This window comes from Bradyrhizobium sp. B025, from assembly GCF_042257955.1.
Taxonomy (GTDB): Bacteria; Pseudomonadota; Alphaproteobacteria; order Rhizobiales; family Xanthobacteraceae; genus Bradyrhizobium; species Bradyrhizobium diazoefficiens.
Genome location: NZ_CP170150.1, coordinates 3769500 through 3787960, shown reverse-complemented (window position 1 = coordinate 3787960; position 18461 = coordinate 3769500). Strand labels below are relative to the sequence as shown.

21 protein-coding genes are annotated in these 18461 nt (G+C 65.3%); 15 read left to right on the top strand and 6 right to left on the bottom strand.

Annotated elements, in window-relative coordinates:
- Positions 1 to 48 precede the first annotated feature (48 nt).
- Positions 49 to 783, top strand: coding sequence for an SDR family NAD(P)-dependent oxidoreductase (locus ACE10W_RS17280; protein ID WP_271613018.1), 735 nt, complete (start codon positions 49 to 51; stop codon positions 781 to 783).
- A 16-nt stretch (positions 784 to 799) separates the two neighbouring features.
- Complete coding sequence (locus ACE10W_RS17275; protein WP_375762644.1) at positions 800 to 1393, top strand: NADPH-dependent F420 reductase; 594 nt, start codon at positions 800 to 802, stop codon at positions 1391 to 1393.
- 319 nt (positions 1394 to 1712) lie between these two features.
- Here the strand turns inward: ACE10W_RS17275 and guaA are convergent, their stop codons facing one another.
- Positions 1713 to 3311, bottom strand: a complete 1599-nt coding sequence (gene guaA / locus ACE10W_RS17270) for a glutamine-hydrolyzing GMP synthase (RefSeq protein ID WP_271556669.1) — start codon at positions 3309 to 3311, stop codon at positions 1713 to 1715.
- 150 nt (positions 3312 to 3461) lie between these two features.
- Between guaA and ACE10W_RS17265 the strand changes: the two genes are divergently transcribed.
- Positions 3462 to 3833 (top strand): nuclear transport factor 2 family protein, encoded by a 372-nt coding sequence (locus ACE10W_RS17265; protein ID WP_271556668.1) that lies wholly within the window; start codon positions 3462 to 3464, stop codon positions 3831 to 3833.
- A 148-nt stretch (positions 3834 to 3981) separates the two neighbouring features.
- On the opposite strand, the gene ACE10W_RS17260 is transcribed toward ACE10W_RS17265, so the two are convergent.
- Positions 3982 to 5139 (bottom strand): IS481 family transposase, encoded by a 1158-nt coding sequence (locus ACE10W_RS17260; RefSeq protein ID WP_110116441.1) that lies wholly within the window; start codon positions 5137 to 5139, stop codon positions 3982 to 3984.
- Positions 5140 to 5423: 284 nt separating this feature from the next.
- On the opposite strand from ACE10W_RS17260, the gene ACE10W_RS17255 reads away from it, so the two are divergent.
- The gene (locus tag ACE10W_RS17255) at positions 5424 to 5756 is read left to right on the top strand and encodes a DHCW motif cupin fold protein (RefSeq protein WP_011086763.1); all 333 of its coding nucleotides are present in this window, start codon (positions 5424 to 5426) and stop codon (positions 5754 to 5756) included.
- Between the two features lie 267 nt (positions 5757 to 6023).
- Positions 6024 to 6233, top strand: a complete 210-nt coding sequence (locus ACE10W_RS17250) for a cold-shock protein (RefSeq protein WP_008141931.1) — start codon at positions 6024 to 6026, stop codon at positions 6231 to 6233.
- A gap of 263 nt (positions 6234 to 6496) precedes the next feature.
- On the opposite strand, the gene ACE10W_RS17245 is transcribed toward ACE10W_RS17250, so the two are convergent.
- Positions 6497 to 7795, bottom strand: a complete 1299-nt coding sequence (locus tag ACE10W_RS17245; protein ID WP_271556666.1) for an RsmB/NOP family class I SAM-dependent RNA methyltransferase — start codon at positions 7793 to 7795, stop codon at positions 6497 to 6499.
- 35 nt (positions 7796 to 7830) lie between these two features.
- Positions 7831 to 8253 carry an MAPEG family protein gene (locus tag ACE10W_RS17240; protein WP_028171008.1) on the bottom strand — a complete coding sequence of 141 codons (423 nt, stop codon included), beginning with the start codon at positions 8251 to 8253 and terminating at the stop codon, positions 7831 to 7833.
- 157 nt (positions 8254 to 8410) lie between these two features.
- Here ACE10W_RS17240 and ACE10W_RS17235 point away from each other — a divergent pair, with 157 nt between their 5' ends.
- The 10 genes from ACE10W_RS17235 to ACE10W_RS17190 all read left to right on the top strand — a co-directional run bounded on the left by ACE10W_RS17235 (position 8411) and on the right by ACE10W_RS17190 (position 16871).
- Positions 8411 to 9046 (top strand): acriflavin resistance protein, encoded by a 636-nt coding sequence (locus tag ACE10W_RS17235; RefSeq protein WP_271556664.1) that lies wholly within the window; start codon positions 8411 to 8413, stop codon positions 9044 to 9046.
- Between the two features lie 70 nt (positions 9047 to 9116).
- Complete coding sequence (locus tag ACE10W_RS17230; RefSeq protein WP_271556662.1) at positions 9117 to 9959, top strand: metallophosphoesterase; 843 nt, start codon at positions 9117 to 9119, stop codon at positions 9957 to 9959.
- Between the two features lie 142 nt (positions 9960 to 10101).
- Positions 10102 to 11397: an amino acid deaminase gene (locus ACE10W_RS17225; RefSeq protein ID WP_271556660.1), complete on the top strand. Its 1296-nt coding sequence runs from the start codon at positions 10102 to 10104 to the stop codon at positions 11395 to 11397.
- 11 nt (positions 11398 to 11408) lie between these two features.
- Positions 11409 to 12068 carry an amino acid ABC transporter permease gene (locus tag ACE10W_RS17220; RefSeq protein WP_011086757.1) on the top strand — a complete coding sequence of 220 codons (660 nt, stop codon included), beginning with the start codon at positions 11409 to 11411 and terminating at the stop codon, positions 12066 to 12068.
- Positions 12069 to 12077: 9 nt separating this feature from the next.
- A complete protein-coding gene (locus ACE10W_RS17215) occupies positions 12078 to 12728 on the top strand; it encodes an amino acid ABC transporter permease (RefSeq protein ID WP_092182998.1) in 651 nt (216 codons plus the stop codon).
- On the top strand, positions 12715 to 13443 hold the full coding sequence (locus ACE10W_RS17210; RefSeq protein ID WP_304552843.1) for an amino acid ABC transporter ATP-binding protein: 729 nt from the start codon (positions 12715 to 12717) through the stop codon (positions 13441 to 13443). Before ACE10W_RS17215 ends, ACE10W_RS17210 begins: the two co-directional genes overlap by 14 nt.
- A gap of 31 nt (positions 13444 to 13474) precedes the next feature.
- Positions 13475 to 14272: a transporter substrate-binding domain-containing protein gene (locus tag ACE10W_RS17205; RefSeq protein WP_375762643.1), complete on the top strand. Its 798-nt coding sequence runs from the start codon at positions 13475 to 13477 to the stop codon at positions 14270 to 14272.
- A 57-nt stretch (positions 14273 to 14329) separates the two neighbouring features.
- The gene (locus tag ACE10W_RS17200) at positions 14330 to 14674 is read left to right on the top strand and encodes a RidA family protein (protein ID WP_130362418.1); all 345 of its coding nucleotides are present in this window, start codon (positions 14330 to 14332) and stop codon (positions 14672 to 14674) included.
- Positions 14675 to 14736: 62 nt separating this feature from the next.
- Complete coding sequence (locus tag ACE10W_RS17195; protein WP_375762642.1) at positions 14737 to 15765, top strand: succinylglutamate desuccinylase/aspartoacylase family protein; 1029 nt, start codon at positions 14737 to 14739, stop codon at positions 15763 to 15765.
- 41 nt (positions 15766 to 15806) lie between these two features.
- Entirely contained in the window at positions 15807 to 16871 is a 1065-nt protein-coding gene (locus ACE10W_RS17190; protein WP_304552839.1) for a LacI family DNA-binding transcriptional regulator, read from the top strand.
- A gap of 10 nt (positions 16872 to 16881) precedes the next feature.
- On the opposite strand, the gene ACE10W_RS17185 is transcribed toward ACE10W_RS17190, so the two are convergent.
- Positions 16882 to 17190 carry a hypothetical protein gene (locus ACE10W_RS17185; RefSeq protein ID WP_028170998.1) on the bottom strand — a complete coding sequence of 103 codons (309 nt, stop codon included), beginning with the start codon at positions 17188 to 17190 and terminating at the stop codon, positions 16882 to 16884.
- A 163-nt stretch (positions 17191 to 17353) separates the two neighbouring features.
- Positions 17354 to 18376: an NADP-dependent oxidoreductase gene (locus ACE10W_RS17180; protein WP_304553785.1), complete on the bottom strand. Its 1023-nt coding sequence runs from the start codon at positions 18374 to 18376 to the stop codon at positions 17354 to 17356.
- Between the last annotated feature and the right edge of the window lie 85 nt (positions 18377 to 18461).

Sequence of the window (18461 nt, the reverse complement as noted above, 5' to 3'; positions counted from 1 at the left end):
GAGGTTCTCGGAGGCAGATGCTGCCCCGACACCACGAATGGAGAAGTCATGGGAAAGCTTGAAGGTAAGGTCGCAGTCGTCACGGGTGGATCGAGCGGTATGGCGCTGGCGAGCGCCAGGCGGTTCGTTGAAGAAGGCGCCTATGTTTTCATCACGGGCCGGAGGCAGCAGGCGCTCGACGAGGCCGTCAAGCTGATTGGCCGGAACGTGATCGGCGTGCGCGGCGACGCGGCCAATCTCGACGACCTCGACCGTCTGTTCGACACGGTCAAGCGGGACAAGGGTAGGATCGACGTCCTCTACGCGAGCGCCGGCATGGGGGAAGCCGTTCCGCTCGGCGAGATTACCGAGCAGCATTTCGATGCAACCTTCGGCCTGAATACGCGCGGCACGCTGTTCACGGTTCAGAAGGCGCTGCCGCTGTTCCGCGATGGCGGATCGATCTTCATGACCGGGTCCGTTGCGTCGGTGAAAGGTTTTCCCGGTTACGGCGTGTATGCGGCGAGCAAGGCGGCGCTGCGCTCATTCGCACGCACGTGGCTCAACGAACTGAAGGGCAGGAATATCCGGGTGAACGTGCTGAGCCCGGGGCCGATCGCCACACCGATGCAGGACCAGGTTCTCACCGAGGACGCGAAGCGGATGTTCGAATCCCTGATCCCCAGGGGAACGATGGGTCGTCCTGAGGAAATCGCGGCGGTCGCGCTGTTTCTTGCCTCAGACGATTCAAGCTTCGTGAACGGGGTGGAGTTGTCCGTCGACGGCGGCTTCTCGGCCATCTGAAAATAGGAGACGTATGATGAGCTACGCAATCATAGGATTCGGCAAGATAGGCCAGGCCCTCGCCCATGCCTGCGCCCGCAGGAACATCGACGTATCAGTCGCGAGCCGCCGGCCGCCCGAGACGTTGGCGCCGCAGGCTCGGGCGATCGGACCCACGGTCGTCGCCAGGTCGCTGGAGGACGCACTCGAGGCCGACACCATCATTCTGGCGGTCCCGTTCGGGGAGCATCGCGCGGTTGCGAAGGCCCTGCCGAGTTGGCAAGGCAAGACGATCATCGACGCGACGAACGGCTTTGGAGAAGAGCTGGACGGTCTTCTGTCCTCCGCCGTCGTCGCGAAGGCGTTCACCGGAGCCAGGTTCGTGAAAGGTTTCAATCATCTGATTGCAGCCAAACTGGCTACCGATCCGGTCGTCGAGGGCGGCCACCGGGTCGTCTTTCTGTCCAGCGACGACGAGGACGCGATCGTTCCCGTCGCGGCCTTGGCGAAACAACTCGGCTTCGCACCCGTGAAGCTCGGAAAGCTCAACGAGGGTGGCGCGCTGGTGCACGCGCGCGGCCGCACCTGGGGCCCGCTGGTCTTCCAGGATTTGTTCAGGAAGGAGCAGTAATCGATCTATGGCCGTGATCGACGCCGAGAACCGGTCGCGCGCTGACTTCTTCGAACATTACGGTGACAGTGAATTCAACTCGCAAGCCTTCTTTAGCGAGCGATAGTCAAATGCACTGTCACCGTAATCCCGATCCCTCAAACTGAGACTTCGGCTCACCGCTTCCGACCTTTCTGCACGCCGCAGTACGCCACATTGCGCTGTTCGCGGAAGCGCGATAGTTTTCAGACCTCGATCAGGCTTATGTGACGACGCGACCGGGAAGAAATGAGATAGACGCTCCAAAACCACGCCAAACTGCCCGATGACAACCGGTCCACTACTCCCACTCAATCGTCCCGGGCGGCTTGCTGGTCACGTCGTACACCACCCGGTTCACGCCCTTCACCTCGTTGATGATGCGCGTGGCGGTCTCGCCTAAGAACTTCATGTCGAACTGGTAGAAGTCCGCGGTCATGCCGTCGGTGGAGGTGACGGCGCGCAGACCCACGACGTAGTCGTAGGTGCGGCCGTCGCCCATGACGCCCACCGTCTTCACGGGGAGCAGCACCGCAAAAGCCTGCCAGATGTCGTCGTAGAGGCCGTGCTTGCGGATCTGGTCGATGTAGACGGCATCGGCCTTGCGCAGGATGTCGAGCTTGTCGCTTGTGATGTCGCCGGGGCAGCGGATGGCAAGGCCCGGGCCCGGGAACGGGTGGCGGCCGACGAAGATTTCGGGAAGGCCGAGCTCGCGCCCTAGCTTGCGGACCTCGTCCTTGAACAGCTCGCGGAGCGGCTCGACGAGCTTCATGTTCATGCGTTCAGGGAGACCGCCGACATTGTGGTGCGACTTGATGGTGACCGAGGGGCCGCCGGTGAAGGAGACGCTCTCGATCACATCAGGATAGAGCGTGCCTTGCGCCAGGAAGTCGGCGCCGCCGATCTTCTTGGCCTCGGCCTCGAACACCTCGATGAAGAGGCGGCCGATGGTCTTGCGCTTGGTCTCGGGGTCGGTGACGCCTTCGAGTTCGCCCAAAAACTGCTTCGACGCATCCACGTGCACGAGCGGGATGTTGTAGTGGTGGCGGAACAGGTCGACCACCTGCTCGGCCTCGTTGAGGCGCATCAAGCCGTGATCGACGAAGACGCAGGTGAGCTGGTCGCCGATGGCTTCGTGGATCAGCACGGCCGCGACGGCCGAATCGACGCCGCCGGAGAGGCCGCAGATCACCTTGCCCTTGCCGACCTGGGCGCGGATCTTGGCAATCTCCTCCTCGCGGAAGGCGCGCATGGTCCAGTCGCCGGTGAGGCCGGCGATCTTGCGCACGAAGTTGCGGATCAGCTTGGCGCCGTCGGGCGTGTGCACCACTTCGGGGTGGAACATCAGGCCGTAATATTTGCGCTTCTCGTCCTGGATGATCGCGAAGGGCGCGTTCGGCGAGGTGCCGGCCACCGAGAAGCCCGGCGGCATCTTGGTGATGCGGTCGCCATGGCTCATCCAGACCTGGTTCTTGCTGCCTGATGACCAGACGTCCTCGAACAGCTTGCTGTCAGCCTTCACCTCGACATCGGCGCGGCCGAATTCGCGGTGATGGCCGCCCTCGACCTCACCGCCGAGCTGCGCCGCCATGGTCATCTGGCCGTAGCAGATGCCCATCACGGGCACGCCGGAGGCGAAGATCAATTGCGGGGCGCGGGGCGAGCCGGCCTCGTGCACCGACTCCGGCCCGCCGGAGAGGATCACCGCCTTCGGCTTCATCTCCAGAAAAGCCTGTTCGGCCTTGTTGAACGGGACGATCTCGCAATAGACGCCGTCCTCGCGCACGCGACGCGCGATCAGCTGCGTCACCTGGCTGCCGAAGTCGACGATGAGAATCTTGTCATGCGCCGAGGCCACGGAGGGCGTCGACGCGGAGCGGTCGTTCTGTGCTGCTGTCATGGCAAGCAGATACGCGACAGGCGCCCGGCCCGCAACCGCGCAGGTTTGCGCGCCCACATTCTTCTTTGGGCATGGACAAACGGATATAGGTAAGTATTATTGACCTAATTTGCCCCACCCTTCAACCAGGGGCCGATCAGGGAGAATGCCATGTCACAGCACCATCAGCCATCGACGCTTGCCGCGCTCGGCCGGACCTGGGTCGAGGCCTGGAACGCGCGCGATCTCGAACGCGTGCTGACGCTCTATGACGAGGACACCGTGATGACCTCGGACCGCATCCCGGCGCTGGGGTTCGATGCCAGCGGCACCGTGCGCGGCAAGGATGCTTTGCGGGCCTATTGGGGCAAGGCGCTCGGGCTGCTGCCGGAGCTGCACTTCTCGCTGATCGATGTGTTCGTCAGCCCGGATAGCGTGGTGGTGTTTTACGCGAACGAGCGGGGCAAGAAGATCTGCGAATATCTGCGGGTGAATGACGCGGGTCTGATCGTGCAGGGGTCGGCGAACCATCTGGTGGGGTGACGTCTCGCCGTGTTGAACGGTGCCGCCCCACCCACCGCTGTCATTCCCCGCGAAAGCGGGGAATCCAGTACGCCGCGGCCTGTCGATTCAATCACGACCGTCTCGGCGTACTGGATCGCCCGCCTTCTGTTCAGCCCGGGCACATAGCTTACACCTGTTCGGGGAGATGGTTGACACTTTTGGGGTTACGTAGATCGATCGTTTCGATCTGGTGAGCGGCAAAGAATATTCCGAACTTTCCCTCAGCACTGAGCTGACGAATGGCGAGTTTCTCACCACGGAAGGCTTGCGGGACTTTCCAGAGCCGTCCCTTGAAGCTGACATAGGCCTTCGTGGTGGAGACGGAACGGACGATCTCGCCCTCGTCGTACTCCACCGTTGGAAGGCGATCCGGCATGAGGCGCTGGCTTGGTCGATAACGGCTTGCGGGCACATCGAAGCCCAATGCCTCGTGCGGCCGATCTAGATTGTAGACGGCTCGCCATTGGTCAAATGCCCGCTGGACATCGGCAAGGTCCCGGTAGCGCTTGAAGGCGAGAACCTCGGCCTTCAGGCTGCGATGGAACCGTTCGTTCTTGCCTCGGCTCTGGGGATGATAGGGCCGGCTGTGGATCGTGCGGACGCCGAGCTTGAGAAGCCACACCGTCAGCGTGGTCCAGGGGTCTTCAAGGGTGAAGCCCCAGGGGCCGCCATTGTCGACGAACATCGCATCCGGCAGTCCGTAGCGATGGAACGTCGCCTCAAGATGTCCTCGTACCGTCGAGCCTCGTTCGTTGTCACAGGCTGCCAGGCATAAGGAAAAGCGCGAGTGATCGTCTAGCGTCGTCAGTGGATGACAAGACACGCCGTTCTCCAGCGCACTGTGCCCCTTGAAGTCCATTTGCCAAAGCTGGTTGGGCGCATCCTTCTCAAAGCGGGTATAGGGCTGTCCAGGCGTGCCCGCGGGCTCCTTCACACGATCGTAACGGCGTAAAATTTCGTGCACGGTCGATATCGCGGGAGTGGCTTGCCGATTGCGCTTCAGGCGATGCGCGAGCTTGCGCGCACCCCAGGCCGGGTGCGCATCTCGCAGCTCGACAATCTGCTGCTCGGTCGCAGCAGCTGTACGCTCCGGACTGTGATGAGGTCGTCGCGACCGGTCTGCCAACGTCGCATCGCCCGCTTCGTACCGCTGGATCCACTTGTAGCCGGTCTGGGCGCTGATGCCGAACTGCCGGCACAGCTTCCGCCGGTTCACTCCCTCCTGCTTGGCAAGCATCACAAACTCTCGCCGTTGATCCATGACAGACACCTCGCGCCACGGCATCGCTCGCCCCCTTGTTTGACGAATCGAGCCGATTTTGACGTGTCAACCATGTCCCCGAACACCCGTCAGTCATGTCTCCGGGCTAAACACTCCGCGGGCGATGACAGCGAGAGAAGCGCGTCATTGCAAGCTCCGCGACTCGTCCGCCAAAGCCTTGGCGAAGGCGGAAGCAGATGGCCTCCGCGGATGCATTTCTGGATTGCTTCGCTGCGCTCGCAATGACGGAGACTGCGGCGGCAGCGTACGCTAACACCGGCATTGCCGGCTCTGAGACAGGATCCCCCATGAAACTTCCCACCTCCCCCTTCACCGTCACCGACTGGAGCAAGGTCGAGCCGACCAAGCATGCCGGCGAGACCGGCCAGGCGCTGTGGCGCACGCTCAACATCGGCGATCTCCGGGTGCGGATGGTCGAGTATTCGCCGGGCTATCTCGCCGACCATTGGTGCGACCGCGGCCACGTCATCTTCGTGGTCAAGGGCGAGCTCGATTCGGAGCTGCGCGACGGCCGCAAGTTCAAGCTCACGGCGGGGATGAGCTACCAGGTCTCGGACTTCGGAGACGCCGCGCACCGGTCCTCGACGGCCACCGGGGCGACGCTGTTTATCGTCGATTGAGATGCGCCGGAGCGGTTAATTTGCACCGCAAAATAGCAAATCCGGGCGAGGTACCGGGTGGCGGGTGGTGCCTTGAAGTGGCCCAAAATTCTCGCTATATTGTGATCATCGATACTTGGCCGAACGACTGGGCCGCTTCGCCTCGTCTAAGACAGGCGCGCACGCTTCAGATGATTTCTCCAAAACATCGACTCATCAGGACTATGGGCGCAGTGCTGCGTACCGGTCCGCGTGCGTATCCTCTCTAACTAACTAAAGGAAATTCCCATGGCTATGGGCACCGTGAAGTGGTTCAACACCCAAAAGGGTTATGGTTTCATCCAGCCGGACGACGGCCAGAAGGACGTGTTCGTGCACATCAGCGCCGTCGAGCGCGCTGGCCTCTCCTCCCTCAACGAGGGTCAGAAGGTCTCGTTCGACATCGTCGCCGACCGTCGCAGCGGCAAGTCGTCGGCTGATAATCTCCGCGTCGGCTAATCGCCAACGCACCAGCGCTTCTGACCACGGACGTACCGGCAGAGCGCGAGAACTTGAAAGCCCCGTGACCGGGATTCGGTCTGCGGGGCTTTTGTTTTGGGGGGCCCAACGGCCGTCATTCCGGGGCGCCCGGAGGGCGAACCCGGGAATGACGAGGGCGCGAGTGCCGTAGGGTGGGCAAAGGCGCGCTCTTCGCGCGCCGTGCCCACCATCTTTCACACTGGGAATGGTGGGCACGCTTCGCTTTGCCCACCCTACGAGAGCTACACTTTCCGCAGCACCGAGACGAAGAAGCCATCCGTCCCGGTCCGGCGCGGCGTCATCAGCCAGCCCTCGGGCGATTGCAGCGCGGCTTTTGCGAAATCTTCCGCCTTGTCCCAGAGCACGCTCGCGATCTGCTCGGGTGGGACCACCGCGAACTCCGGGTGACGGCCGATGAACGCCCTCACCTGCTCGCCGTTCTCTTCCGCCAAAACCGAGCAGGTGATGTAGGCGATGCGGCCACCTAGCTTCACCAGCGGCACGGCGCGCTCCAGCACCTCGGCCTGGTCGCGCAGGCGAATCTCCAGCGCGCCCGGCCGCATCCGCCATTTGGCGTCGGGGTTGCGGCGCCAGGTGCCGGTTCCCGTGCAGGGCGCGTCGATCACAACGAGGTCGGCCGTGGCACTGATGTCGGCCAGCGGATCGGCCTCGCCCTTGGGCGTGCGGACATCGGCATTGTGGACGCCGGCGCGCGACAGGCGTTCGTGAATGGGCGCAAGCTGCCGCTTGTCGCGATCGGTGGCGATCAGCCGGCCCTTGCCCTGCATCATGGCGGCGAGCGCCAGCGTCTTGCCGCCGGCGCCGGCGCACAGATCGATCACCTGCTCGCCGGGTTTTGCCGCGGTGAACTGGGCCGCAAGCTGCGATCCCTCATCCTGCACTTCAACGGCGCCCTTGATGAAATCCTCCTCGGCCTGGATGCCGGGGTTGCGCGCATCGGCGGAAAGCTCGATGCGCAGGCCGGTTGCAGACCAGGGCGTCGGTTTCGCATGAAGATGAGCAAGCGCCCGCAGCACCTTGTCACGATTGGACTTTAGCGTGTTGACGCGCAGGTCCAGCGGCGCCCGGCTCGCCATCGCGGCCGCCTCCGCCGCACGGTCCTCGCCGAACACCTTTGCCAGATGCGGATCGAGCCATTCGGGGTAGTCGCCGGCGATCGCAGCGGGAGCGTCCCTGAGGGAGCGATGGCTGAGCGCCGCCTGCTCGGCCTCCGTCAGCGGCGCCGGCGCAAACCGGCTGCCGTCGAACAGGGCGGCCATGGTGGCCGCGTCCATGTCGCGCTCGAGGCGGAGCATGCCGATCAGCCGCGCCCGCGCGGTGTCGGCGTCCATCAGGAAGGCGCTCGAGGCATAGCGGCGCAGCACGTCCCAGACGAGGCCGGCAATCGCGGCGCGGTCGCCGGAGCCGGCGAAGCGGTGCGCGGTGCCCCACTCCTTCAGTGCCTTGGCCGCGGGCACGCGGTCTCTCTCGATGGTATCGATCAGTTCGATGGCTGCGGACAGCCGGGCAGCGGGGGTCATTTCAAATCTTTCAGATGAAATCCGACCGTTAAAAGTCAGATCAACAAGAGCATTCTCAGCGCGAAGTAGATCCACATCACCAGCAGCACCAGTACGCCGGCGAGCCAGATCGTCGAGCGGCGGCCGAGATCGTTCGAGGAGACGAACACGCCGGCATGGGCGAACCGTGTCACCACGAACACCCATGACATCAGCACGATGAAGAGATCGACATGGCGCAAGGGGAGCGCCAGCGCGATCAGGGCGTAGAACAGCAACGGCAGCTCGAACTGGTTGCGGTAGCAATTGGCGATTTGCGTGGTGCTCTTGGGCCAGTTCGGCTCGCCCAGCGCAATGTCGCGGATCTTGGTCTCGCCCGAGACCAGCGCCTTGCGGCGCCCGAAGACCATGCCGATCAGAAGCGCGAAGGTGAGACCGACCTGCACGAAGACAGGCAGCAGGACCATTTGGACAGACATCGGAACTTTCCCGTAAGGCGGAACACCGCGGACCGTCATTAGCCGCGACTTCTGACGCTGACAATCAGCGAGTTGAACCGGTGTTCCCGCTCTTGCGACCAACCACCGATTGTTAAAGCAATTTCGTCCCCTTTGGGGCGCAAGGCGAGCGACCGCCATGAACACCCTCTCCGGCCTGATCGGCCCCCTTGCCGAATCCGCCAGCGACCGGCTCGGCATCCTGATGTCGGCGCTGTCAGGTATCGCGATGGCGCTCGCGGTCGCGCTGGCGATGACGGTGTATTTCCGCCTGGGCTATCGGATGAGCTATTCCCCTTGGCGCGATGTCGTCAGGCATGGCCTCGCCACGCTCGCCGCCGTCGCCTTGTTCGCCTTCGCCGCCTCCGACGTGCGCCACGCTGCGCTCGCCTATCTCGGCCTCAACCCATCCAAGCCTGCGGTCGAGTTCGAGATCCGCATGCCCAGGGAGACGCTGACGGCTGTATCCGACACCCAGATCGAGCTGCATACCGACCGCAACCAGACGCTGGCGCTGGCCGACGGCGTGCGCGACCTCGCCGACGGCCGCGCACTGCTGCGCGGCGCGGTGGCGCTCAACCACCGCACCGCCGACCGCGTGCTGGTGGTGAACCTGCCCGGCAAGGGCACGTTCGAATTCCGCCTCCGCCTTCCGGCCGAGCCGCATCGCTCCGAGCAATTCAGCCCCTGGCATCTCGCCGACCGCATCGCCTCGCCGGTGGCGGGCAGCATCGCGCCGCAGGACGCCTACACGATCCGCTATCGCGTGCTTTAAACATTGTTCGATCGCGGATAATGCGCGCGCCGTCATCGTTCCGACGTGCGACGACGCGTATGCTGACGCCATGTCCGAATTTCGCCTGACGCAGATTTCCGACACCCATCTCGGCCGGCGCTTTCCCGGCCTGATCGCCAACTTCCACCGCGTCTGCGAGCACATCGACGCTGACCGGCCCGATCTCGTCATCAACACCGGCGACGTCTCCTTCGACGGCCCGACCAGCCGCGATGATGTCGTATTCGCCAAAGGCCTGCACGACGCCCTGCCCGTGACCTGCCGTTACCTCCCCGGCAATCACGACATCGGCGACAATCCGACCGCGATCGGGCCGGCGCCGAAGCCGCCGGTCAGCGAGGCATACCGCCAGCAATTCCGCGACATCATCGGCGAAGACCATTGGTCGTTCGAGGCCGCGGGCTGGTGCTTCATCGGCCTCAACACGCTGGTGATGAATTCCGGGCTCGCCTTCGAGGCCGCGCAGTTCGACTGGCTAACCCAGGAGATCGCACGCACCAATGGCAGGCCGGTCGCGCTGTTCCTGCACAAGCCGGTGTTCCTCAACCTGCCCCACGATCCAGAGACGCCGGAGACCTCGATCCGCTACGTGCCGCAGCCGGCGCGGGCGCGGCTGATCGAGATGTTTGCGCGTGTCGATCTGCGCCTCATCGGCAGCGGCCACGTGCACCAGCGCCGCGACTTCACGTTCCGCCACACGCGCCACGTCTGGGCGCCGTCGGTCGGCTTCAAGATCAACGATGCGCGCCAGGACCGGATCGCGATCAAGGAGACCGGCCTCGTCGAGTACCGCTTCCGGGGCGACAGTCTCGAGGTCCGCCATCTCAGGGCGGCGGGCCAGATCGACATCGATATCGAGGAGGTCCTCGGCCAGATGGGTGGCGAGCACTAGCCCAATCCGACGGCATTCACCCCTACTTTCATACCTATTTGCACTGAACTTGGCCCGTGGATGGCTAAAATCCGCTAATGACAACGTTGTCATTCGGACATATCGTTCACTTCAGCGGTCGAGGGCCGCGGAGGGAGCGACGATGCAGTTCTTGTCCCGGTGGGATAGCCAACGCGTTTCGACGACTACGCGGGGCATTCCCCTGGTCGATGGCCTGGCCACTGAGGACATTGGCAACCAGCGCTGGTCGCCTTCGCGCGGCGATCTTGCCCTGCCCGCCCTCACCCTTGATGAAGCCGCCTTCGCGGCCAACCGCGACCTCTTCCTGACATGGTGCGCCAGCGCCGGCGTCAGCGTCGCGCCCCACGCCAAGACCCCGATGTCGCCGGAGCTCGCCCGCTCGCTGCGCGCAGCCGGCGCCTGGGGTACGACGGTCGCCAACGTCCAGCAGGCCGCCGTGCTGCTCGCGAGCGGCGAGCGGCGCCTGCTGCTGGCCAACGAGATCGGCGGGCTGGCAGCCGGTCGGCGGCTCGGCGCGCTGCTCAGCGCCTATCCCGACGCCGAATTTCACGCCTTCGCGGATTCACCCGCCGCTGTCGCCGCGCTCGCCGAAGCGGCACGGATCGCGGAGCGCCGCGAATTGTCCGTGCTGGTCGAGCTCGGCGCAGGCCGCGCCGGCGCGCGCGATCGCGCCGCCATCGAGGCGACGATCGCAGCCGTGCTCGCCGCCGACCGGCTCGTGCTCGGCGGCGTTGCGACCTATGAGGGCGCAGCCGCAACGCCCGATGCCGACGAGACGATGCGCGCGATCGCGGCACTGATGGAGCGCACCATCGAGACTTTTGCGCTGGTGCGCGCCGCCGCCCCGCAGCGGCCACTGATCATCAGTGCCGGCGGCTCGGCCTTTTTCGACATCGTCGCGCGCGCGCTGGCGCCTGGCGCGCAGGCTGACGGCAACGTCAGCGTGATCCTGCGCTCCGGCGCGCTGTTCTTCGCCGATCACGGCATCTATGCCCGCGCCTTCGCGGAAGTAGACCGGCGCGGCGGTCTCCTCATCGACGGTCTGCACCACTCCGCCGTGGAAGGCTTTCGCCCCGCGCTGACGCTCTGGGCCGAAGTCTTGTCGCGCCCCGAGACAGGCCTTGCGATTGCCGGCTTCGGCATGCGCGACGCCTCCTTCGATCAGGGACTGCCCGTCCCGTTGCGCGTATTCCGCGACGGCGTCGAGCAGCAAGGGCTCGACGCTGCGCTGACGGTAACGCGCCTCAACGACCAGCATGCGTTCCTGTCCGTCGCCCCCGAAAGCGTCCTTGCCGTCGGCGACATCATCGCCTTCGGCATCTCGCATCCCTGCACCTGCCTCGACCGCTGGCGGGTGATCCTCGGGCTCGACGCCGATGGTGTGGTCACGCGCGCCCTCCCCACCCAGTTCGGCTGAGAGCGCGCGCGATGAATTTCCTGCCGCTCTGGCGCTATCAGAACCAGCTCATCGACGGGGCCATCGTCACGCTCGAGCTGACGGTGATCGCGGCACTGGCCGGGCTCGTGATCGGCGTTGCCGGCGCGGTCGCGCTGAACGGCCGCATCACGCCGCTGCGCTGGCTGGTGCGCGGCTATATCGAGCTGTTCCGCAACACGCCGTCGCTGATCCAGATCTTCATCGTCTTCTTCGTGCTGCCGAACTTCGGCCTGAAGCTGCCGGCGTTCGAGGCGGCTGCCGTCGCGCTGTCGCTGTATTTCGGCGCCTACTCGGTCGAGATCATCCGCGCCGGCCTCGACTCCGTGCCGAAGAACCAGATTGAGGCCGGCCAGTGCCTTGGACTATCGGGCTGGCAGGTGTTCCGTCACATCCTGCTGCCGCCGGCGCTGCGCAACGCCTATCCGGCCGTGACCAGCCAGTTCGTGTTGCTGCTGCTCGGCACCTCGCTCGCCTCGCAGGTCGCCGCCGACGAACTCTTCCATGTCGCGGGATTCATTGAGAGCCGCACCTACCGCAGCTTCGAGGTCTATGCGGTGATCTGCGCGGTCTATTTCGCGATGGCGATGTCGTTCAAGGCGCTGTTCGCGATCATCGGTCTGGCGGCCTTCCGCTGGCCGCGGCGGCGCTGAGGGACAGCGATGCGATCCTTCTCCCTCATCGATTTCGTCTCGCTGTTCGCGGCGCTGCGCTGGACCGTCGCGCTGGTCGTGCTCGCGCTCGCCTTCGGCGCGCCGCTGGCGCTCGGGCTCGCCATGGGCCGCATCAGCCGCTTCGCCGGGCTGCGCTGGACCATGGCGGCGTGCATCCAGGTGATCCAGAGCGTGCCGCTGCTCGGGCTGTTGTTCTTCTTCTATTTCGGCATGCCGGTATTCTTGGGCATCCAGGTGCCGGCGCTCGTCGCCGTGACCGTCGCCTACACGCTCTACACCGCCGCCTTCCTCGGCGAGATCTGGCGCGGCGGGCTGGAGGCCGTGAAGCAGGCGCAATGGGAGGCCGGTGCCTGCCTCGGCCTCTCCGCCTGGCAGCAATTCCGCCACATCATCGCGCCGCAGGCGCTGCGGCTGTCGCTGCCGCCGACCGTCGGCTTCCTGGTGCAGCTCATCAAGGGCACCTCGCTCGCCTCGATCCTCGGCTTCGTCGAGCTCGCCCGCGCAGGCCAAGTGGTGAGCGCGGCGACGTTCCAGCCGCTGCTCACCTACGCGCTGGTCGCCGCGATCTATTTCGCGCTGTGCCTGCCGCTCACGCTTTGGTCCCGCTCCCTGGAGGCCCGCCTCGATGGCTCTCGTTGAAATCCGCGACGTGCACAAGACATTCGGCAAGGTCGAGGTGCTCAAGGGCGTCTCGCTCGACGTCGAGGAAGGCGAGATCGTCACGATCATCGGCCGCTCGGGCTCGGGCAAGTCGACGCTGCTCCGCTGCATCAATGCGCTGGAGAGCGTCGATTCCGGCGAGATCCGCGTCGAGGACGAGCGGGTCCATACGAAGATGCCCGACCTCAAGAAATTCCGTCAGCGCGTCGGCATCGTGTTCCAGGCCTTCAACCTGTTTCCGCATCTGAAGGTCGAGCGCAACATCACGCTGGCTCCGCTGCTCACCGGCCGCATCGACAAGGCCCGCGCACGCACGCTGGCGGAGGATGTGCTCACCCGCGTCGGCCTTGCCGAGAAGATCGACGCCTGGCCCGAGCAGCTCTCCGGCGGCCAGCAGCAGCGCGTCGCGATCGCGCGCTGCCTCGCCATGGCGCCTCATCTCATGCTGTTCGACGAGGTGACCTCCGCGCTCGATCCTGAACTCGTCGGCGAGGTGCTGAAGGTGATGGAGGCGATGGCGAAGCAAGGCATGACCATGATCCTGGTCACCCACGAGATGGGCTTTGCCCGCAACGTCGCCAACCGCATCGTCTTCATGCACCAGGGCCGCGTCTGGGAACAGGGGCCGCCGGCAAAACTGTTCGCCAACCCTGAGACCCCCGAGCTCGCCAGCTTCATCGCCTCCGCGAAATGATCATCCAGCCATCCGCCACCAGGAGAGAGTCATGAGACAACTGAAATCCCTCTTTGCGATCGCAGCCACGGCACTCGCAGTGCTCGCCGCGCCGAATCTCGCACACGCCGACAAGCTGCAGGATGTGCTCGGCTCCGGCAAGCTGCGCGTCGGCATTCTCACCGATGCCGCGCCCTGGGGCTTCAAGGACGACAAGGGTGAGATCGCGGGCCTTGATGCCGATCTCGCCCGGCTGATCGCCGCCGACATGGGCGTGAAGCTCGAGCTCGTGCCGGTGACCGGCGCCGCGCGCATCCCGAGCCTGCTCTCCGACAAGATCGACATGCTGATCGCCGGCCTCGGCGCCACGCCCGAGCGCGCCCAGCAGGTGATGTTCTCGCAGCCCTACGCGGTGGTGAATCTCGGCGTTTACGGCGCCAAGTCGCTGCCATCAGCCACCGGCAAGAAGCCCGACAATCTAGACGGCCGCAGCGTCGCCGTGGCCAAGGGCTCGACGCTCGACGTTTGGCTGACCGACAACGCACCCAAGGTGAAGCTGGTGCGCTTCGAGGACACGCCGGCCGCGCTCGCCGCCTTCCTCGCCGGACAGGCCGACACCTTCGCCGAGAACAGCGCCATTGCGCTGAAGGTGCAGGACCAGAACCCGACCAAGGAGGTCGAGCTGAAATTCCTGATCCGCCAGTCGCCGGCCCATGTCGGCGTGCGCCAGGGCGAGCAGAACCTGCTCAACTGGATCAACACCGACATCTTCTTCAACAAGCTCAACGGCAAGCTCGGCGCACTTCAGCTGAAATGGTTTAGGGAAGAGCAGTCGCTGCCGACGCTGTAAGTTCACAAGCGGCTCCCGCGCCCGCGCGGGAGCCGCTTTTCCCAAGGAGACTTCGAGATGATCAAACGTTACGTGGTCGGCTCGCGCATGAGCCAGGCCGTCGCCGCCGGCGGCATGGTGCATATCGCAGGCCAGGTCGCGGACGACCGCAAGGCCGGCATCGTGTCGCAGACGCAGCAGGTGCTCGCCAAGATCGACGCGCTGCTCAAGGAAGCCGGCACCGACCGCTCCAAACTGATCGCGGTCAACGTCTTCCTGCCGCATATCACCGACTTCGACACCATGAACTCGGTCTACGATGCCTGGATCGATCCGGCCAATCCGCCGGCGCGCGCCTGCGTCGAAGCCCGTCTCGCCGATCCCGATTTGCGCGTCGAGATGACCGCGGTCGCCTTGCTGTAACGGCATCGTCCCTCTTTCAACCTTCGGCCGGCGTCGGCGACGACGCGGCCCCGAGGCAAGCCATGCATACCGGACTTTTCCACGAGATCGATTTCGAGAAGGACCAGAAATGGTCCGGGCATCTCGGCATTCCCTTCTCGATCGATCGATCGCCCTACTTCCAGCTCAAGATCCCGATCTTCCGGATCAAGAACGGCGCCGGCCCAAAACTTCTGTTGATGGCCGGCAATCACGGCGACGAATACGAGGGCGAGATCACGCTGACGCGGCTGTATCGCCGGCTCGATGCCAAGGTGGTCAAGGGCGAGATCACCATCCTGCCCTTCGCCAATCTTCCTGCCGTGATGGCGGCGCGACGGCGCTCGCCGCTCGACGAGGGCAATCTCAACCGCGCCTTCCCGGGCGATGCCGCGGGCACGCCGACGTTCCGCCTCGCGCACTTCCTCGAGCACGAGCTGTTTCCGCGCCATGACGTCGTCTTCGACATCCATTCCGGCGGCACGTCGATGGCGCACGTGCCCTGCGCGCTGATCGAGCGGCAGGGACCGCCCGAGATGTTCGGCCAGGCACTGCGCCTGATGGAAGGATTAGGGATGCCCTTCGCCTTCGTCGCCGAGAACGGCGCCGCTGCGCCGACCTCGATGGCGGCGGCCGCGCGCGCCGGCGCGATCGGACTGTCAGGCGAGTTCGGCGGCGGCGGCACCGTCACGCCGCAGACGATGGCGTTCACCGCGCGCGCCGTCGACCGGCTGCTGCTCGCGCTCGGCATCGTCCAGGCCCCGGTGCTGGGGCCGCACGCGCCGGTTGAGCGTGCCACCGAGTTGCTGGCGCTGCAAAGCCATGCGCAGGCGGTGTTCGCGACACGGCGCGGCTGGTTCGAGCCCGCGGTCATGGTCGGCGCGCGCGTTGCGGCCGGCGACGTCGCCGGCTGGTATCATGATTTCGAGCGGCCGGAGCTGCCGGAGGAAGTGTTGCGCTTCCCGGCCGACGGCATCGTGATCTCGCAGCGCCTGCACACCGACAGCCAGAGCGGCGACTGCCTGGTCCAGGTCGGCCGGGCGCTGTCGCGCGACGAGCTGCCAGCGCGCTGAGCTTTGGAGACGATAGCGACTTCGACTACCCTCGGGATTCGATGACCGATCCGGCAAAGCCGAGCTATGACGACGTGGTGCGCATTCCGGCGCCGCCCGGCCGCGCCAGCGCGACCGGACGGCCTCCGCGCATCGCGGAGGTGGCGGAGCGCGCCGGGGTATCGCCGATCACGGTGTCGCGGGTGCTGCGCCACCCCCAGAAGGTCAATCGAAAGACCCGCGAGCGCATCCTTGAAGTGATCGAGGCAACCGGATACGCCTCCAACCCGCATGCGCGCGCGCTGCGCTCGGGCCGCTCGAACGTGGTCGTCGCCTTCGTCTCCAACATCCTCAGCCAGCAGTTCGGGCTGGCGGTGCGCAGCTTCGCGGCCACGCTGGAGCCGGAAGGTTTCGAGGTGCTCGTCGGCCAGACCTCCTACTCCTATGTCAAGGAGGTCGCGATGATCCAGTCGCTGCGCGGCATCCGCCCCGCCGCGGTGATGTTCACCGGCGTGATCGAGCTCGAGGAGAATCGCGCAGCGCTTGCAGAGCTCGGCATTCCCGTGATCGAGACCTGGGCGTTTCCGCGCGATCCCATCGACATGCTGGTCGGCCTGCCCAATGCGGATGCCGGTGCGATGGCGGCGCGCAGGCTGGCTGAGGCCGGACATCGCCGCGTCGCTTTCATCGGCCGCAGCAGCGGCCGCGGCGCGCTGCGCCGCGACGGTTTTCGCACGGCAGCGGCGCAGCTCGGCCTCGATATCGTCCACGAGATCGGCGTTGGCGAGATCACAGGCCTCATAGACGGCCGCGCCGCCTTCACCGCCCTGCTCGATCGCGGCGACCGCGTCGATGCCGTGTTCTGCGCCAACGATCTGCTCGCGACCGGCGCGCTGATCGAGGCCCGCGCGCGCGGCCTGTCGGTGCCGCGCGATCTCGCCGTGCTCGGCTTCGGCGACAACGACGTCGCCGATCAGATCACGCCCGGCCTCACCACCATCTCGTTCGATGCGGCGGCCGTGGGGCGCATCGCGGCCGAACTGCTGCTGGCGCGCCTGTCGGGCACGCAGCTTGCCGAACAGCGGCTCGCCGTCGACCTGTTCCTGATCGAGCGCGGCAGCGTCTGAGGATTGCGGCTTACGCGACGCTCTTGAGGTCCTGCTGGATCGCAGCCAGCAAGGATTCCAGCGCTGCGCTGTTCACCGGCCTCGCCTCGGCCATCTCGGGCTGTACGTTGGCGGACTGGACGCCGGCGGGCTGCGCAGCTTTGAGCGGACGCTTCGGGAACGGCGGCGGTGTCGGCATCGCGGGCCGGGTCAAATCGCCCTCGTCCTCGGCATGAACGAACTTGCCATGGATGACGTCGTCGCGGCGGCCCATGACGAACATGGTCGTCCAATAGCCGGCGGCCAGAAGGATTACGCAGAAAACACTGATCTCTAACATCGCAACACCCAAAATATGCGCGATGATTCAATGCCTTCGCTCGCCGGTCAATGAACCGGCGGTCACACCTGCGGCTTTTGCGGGCCGGGTGTGACCTTTTGGTGACTCTTTCTTAACCATCCACCGCCCGGAGGGCGTCGGCGGCGCAACCAGGCCCTCGCTATCAGGCCTTATCTTGCCCGACCCGCACCAGCTGCTTGCCGAAATTGGCGCCCTTCAGAAGCCCCATGAAGGCGCCGGGGGCGCTCTCCAGGCCCTCGGTGACGAACTCCTTGTATTTCACCTTGCCGTCGCGGACCCAGGTGGACATGTCGCGCAGGAAGTCGCCATGGCGGGCGGCGAAGTCGGAGACGATGAAGCCGCGGAAGGTCAGCCGCTTGGTCAGGGTCGCGCGCATCATGCTGGCGGCCCATTTCGGCGGCTTGGCCTCGGTGTCGTTGTAATGGGCGATCAGGCCGCAGACCGGCACGCGCGCGAACGGATTGAGCAGCGGGAACACCGCTTCGAACACGGCGCCGCCGACATTCTCGAAATAGACGTCGATCCCCTTCGGGCAGGCGTCCTTCAGCTTGGCCGCAAGATCGGGATCGCGGTGATCGATGCAGGCATCGAAGCCGAGCTCCCTCACCACGTAGTCGCATTTGTCCTTGCCACCCGCAATTCCGACCGCCCGCGCGCCCTTGATCTTGGCGATCTGGCCGACGGCGGAGCCGACCGCACCGGAGGCACCGGCGACGACGACGGTCTCGCCTTCCTGCGGCTTGCCGATGTCGAGCAGGCCGGTATAGGCGGTCATGCCGGGCATGCCGAGCACGCCGATCGAGGTCGAGATCGGACCGAGCTTGGGATCCACCTTGATCAGGCCCTTGCCGCTGGAGATCGCGTGCGTCTGCCATCCGGTACGGGCTCGCACGATGTCGCCTGCCGCGAAATCAGGATTGTTCGACGCCGCGACCTCGCTAACCGCCTCGCCCTCCATCACGCCGTCGATCGGCACCGGCGCGGCATAGGACGGACCGTCACTCATGCGGCCGCGCATATAGGGATCGAGCGACAGCCAGATCGTGCGCAGCAGGACTTCGCCCTGCCCCGGTGTCGGGACAGCGAATTCCTCAATGCGGAAATCGGACGGCTTGGGTTCGCCGACGGGACGCGCGGCGAGAACGATGCGTTTTGCTTGGGACATCATGGCTTCCTCCTGAATGCTTGTTGCAGTCATTTAGGAGGTAGGTGGGAATGAAGCAAATCCCACACTCGCTGTCATCGCGAAA

Excerpts from the sequence above, each read along its gene's own strand:
- ACE10W_RS17200 (WP_130362418.1), top strand. The coding sequence starts at position 14,330 with ATGATCAAACGTTACGTGGTCGGCTCGCGCATGAGCCAGGCCGTCGCC.
- ACE10W_RS17250 (WP_008141931.1), top strand. The coding sequence starts at position 6,024 with ATGGCTATGGGCACCGTGAAGTGGTTCAACACCCAAAAGGGTTATGGT.
- ACE10W_RS17185 (WP_028170998.1), bottom strand. The coding sequence starts at position 17,190 with ATGTTAGAGATCAGTGTTTTCTGCGTAATCCTTCTGGCCGCCGGCTAT.
- ACE10W_RS17225 (WP_271556660.1), top strand. The coding sequence starts at position 10,102 with ATGCAGTTCTTGTCCCGGTGGGATAGCCAACGCGTTTCGACGACTACG.
- ACE10W_RS17235 (WP_271556664.1), top strand. The coding sequence starts at position 8,411 with ATGAACACCCTCTCCGGCCTGATCGGCCCCCTTGCCGAATCCGCCAGC.
- ACE10W_RS17215 (WP_092182998.1), top strand. The coding sequence starts at position 12,078 with ATGCGATCCTTCTCCCTCATCGATTTCGTCTCGCTGTTCGCGGCGCTG.
- ACE10W_RS17190 (WP_304552839.1), top strand. The coding sequence starts at position 15,807 with ATGACCGATCCGGCAAAGCCGAGCTATGACGACGTGGTGCGCATTCCG.
- guaA (WP_271556669.1), bottom strand. The coding sequence starts at position 3,311 with ATGACAGCAGCACAGAACGACCGCTCCGCGTCGACGCCCTCCGTGGCC.
- ACE10W_RS17245 (WP_271556666.1), bottom strand. The coding sequence starts at position 7,795 with ATGACCCCCGCTGCCCGGCTGTCCGCAGCCATCGAACTGATCGATACC.
- ACE10W_RS17205 (WP_375762643.1), top strand. The coding sequence starts at position 13,475 with ATGAGACAACTGAAATCCCTCTTTGCGATCGCAGCCACGGCACTCGCA.
- ACE10W_RS17210 (WP_304552843.1), top strand. The coding sequence starts at position 12,715 with ATGGCTCTCGTTGAAATCCGCGACGTGCACAAGACATTCGGCAAGGTC.
- ACE10W_RS17240 (WP_028171008.1), bottom strand. The coding sequence starts at position 8,253 with ATGTCTGTCCAAATGGTCCTGCTGCCTGTCTTCGTGCAGGTCGGTCTC.
- ACE10W_RS17260 (WP_110116441.1), bottom strand. The coding sequence starts at position 5,139 with ATGCCGTGGCGCGAGGTGTCTGTCATGGATCAACGGCGAGAGTTTGTG.
- ACE10W_RS17255 (WP_011086763.1), top strand. The coding sequence starts at position 5,424 with ATGAAACTTCCCACCTCCCCCTTCACCGTCACCGACTGGAGCAAGGTC.
- ACE10W_RS17220 (WP_011086757.1), top strand. The coding sequence starts at position 11,409 with ATGAATTTCCTGCCGCTCTGGCGCTATCAGAACCAGCTCATCGACGGG.
- ACE10W_RS17195 (WP_375762642.1), top strand. The coding sequence starts at position 14,737 with ATGCATACCGGACTTTTCCACGAGATCGATTTCGAGAAGGACCAGAAA.
- ACE10W_RS17275 (WP_375762644.1), top strand. The coding sequence starts at position 800 with ATGAGCTACGCAATCATAGGATTCGGCAAGATAGGCCAGGCCCTCGCC.
- ACE10W_RS17265 (WP_271556668.1), top strand. The coding sequence starts at position 3,462 with ATGTCACAGCACCATCAGCCATCGACGCTTGCCGCGCTCGGCCGGACC.
- ACE10W_RS17180 (WP_304553785.1), bottom strand. The coding sequence starts at position 18,376 with ATGTCCCAAGCAAAACGCATCGTTCTCGCCGCGCGTCCCGTCGGCGAA.
- ACE10W_RS17280 (WP_271613018.1), top strand. The coding sequence starts at position 49 with ATGGGAAAGCTTGAAGGTAAGGTCGCAGTCGTCACGGGTGGATCGAGC.
- ACE10W_RS17230 (WP_271556662.1), top strand. The coding sequence starts at position 9,117 with ATGTCCGAATTTCGCCTGACGCAGATTTCCGACACCCATCTCGGCCGG.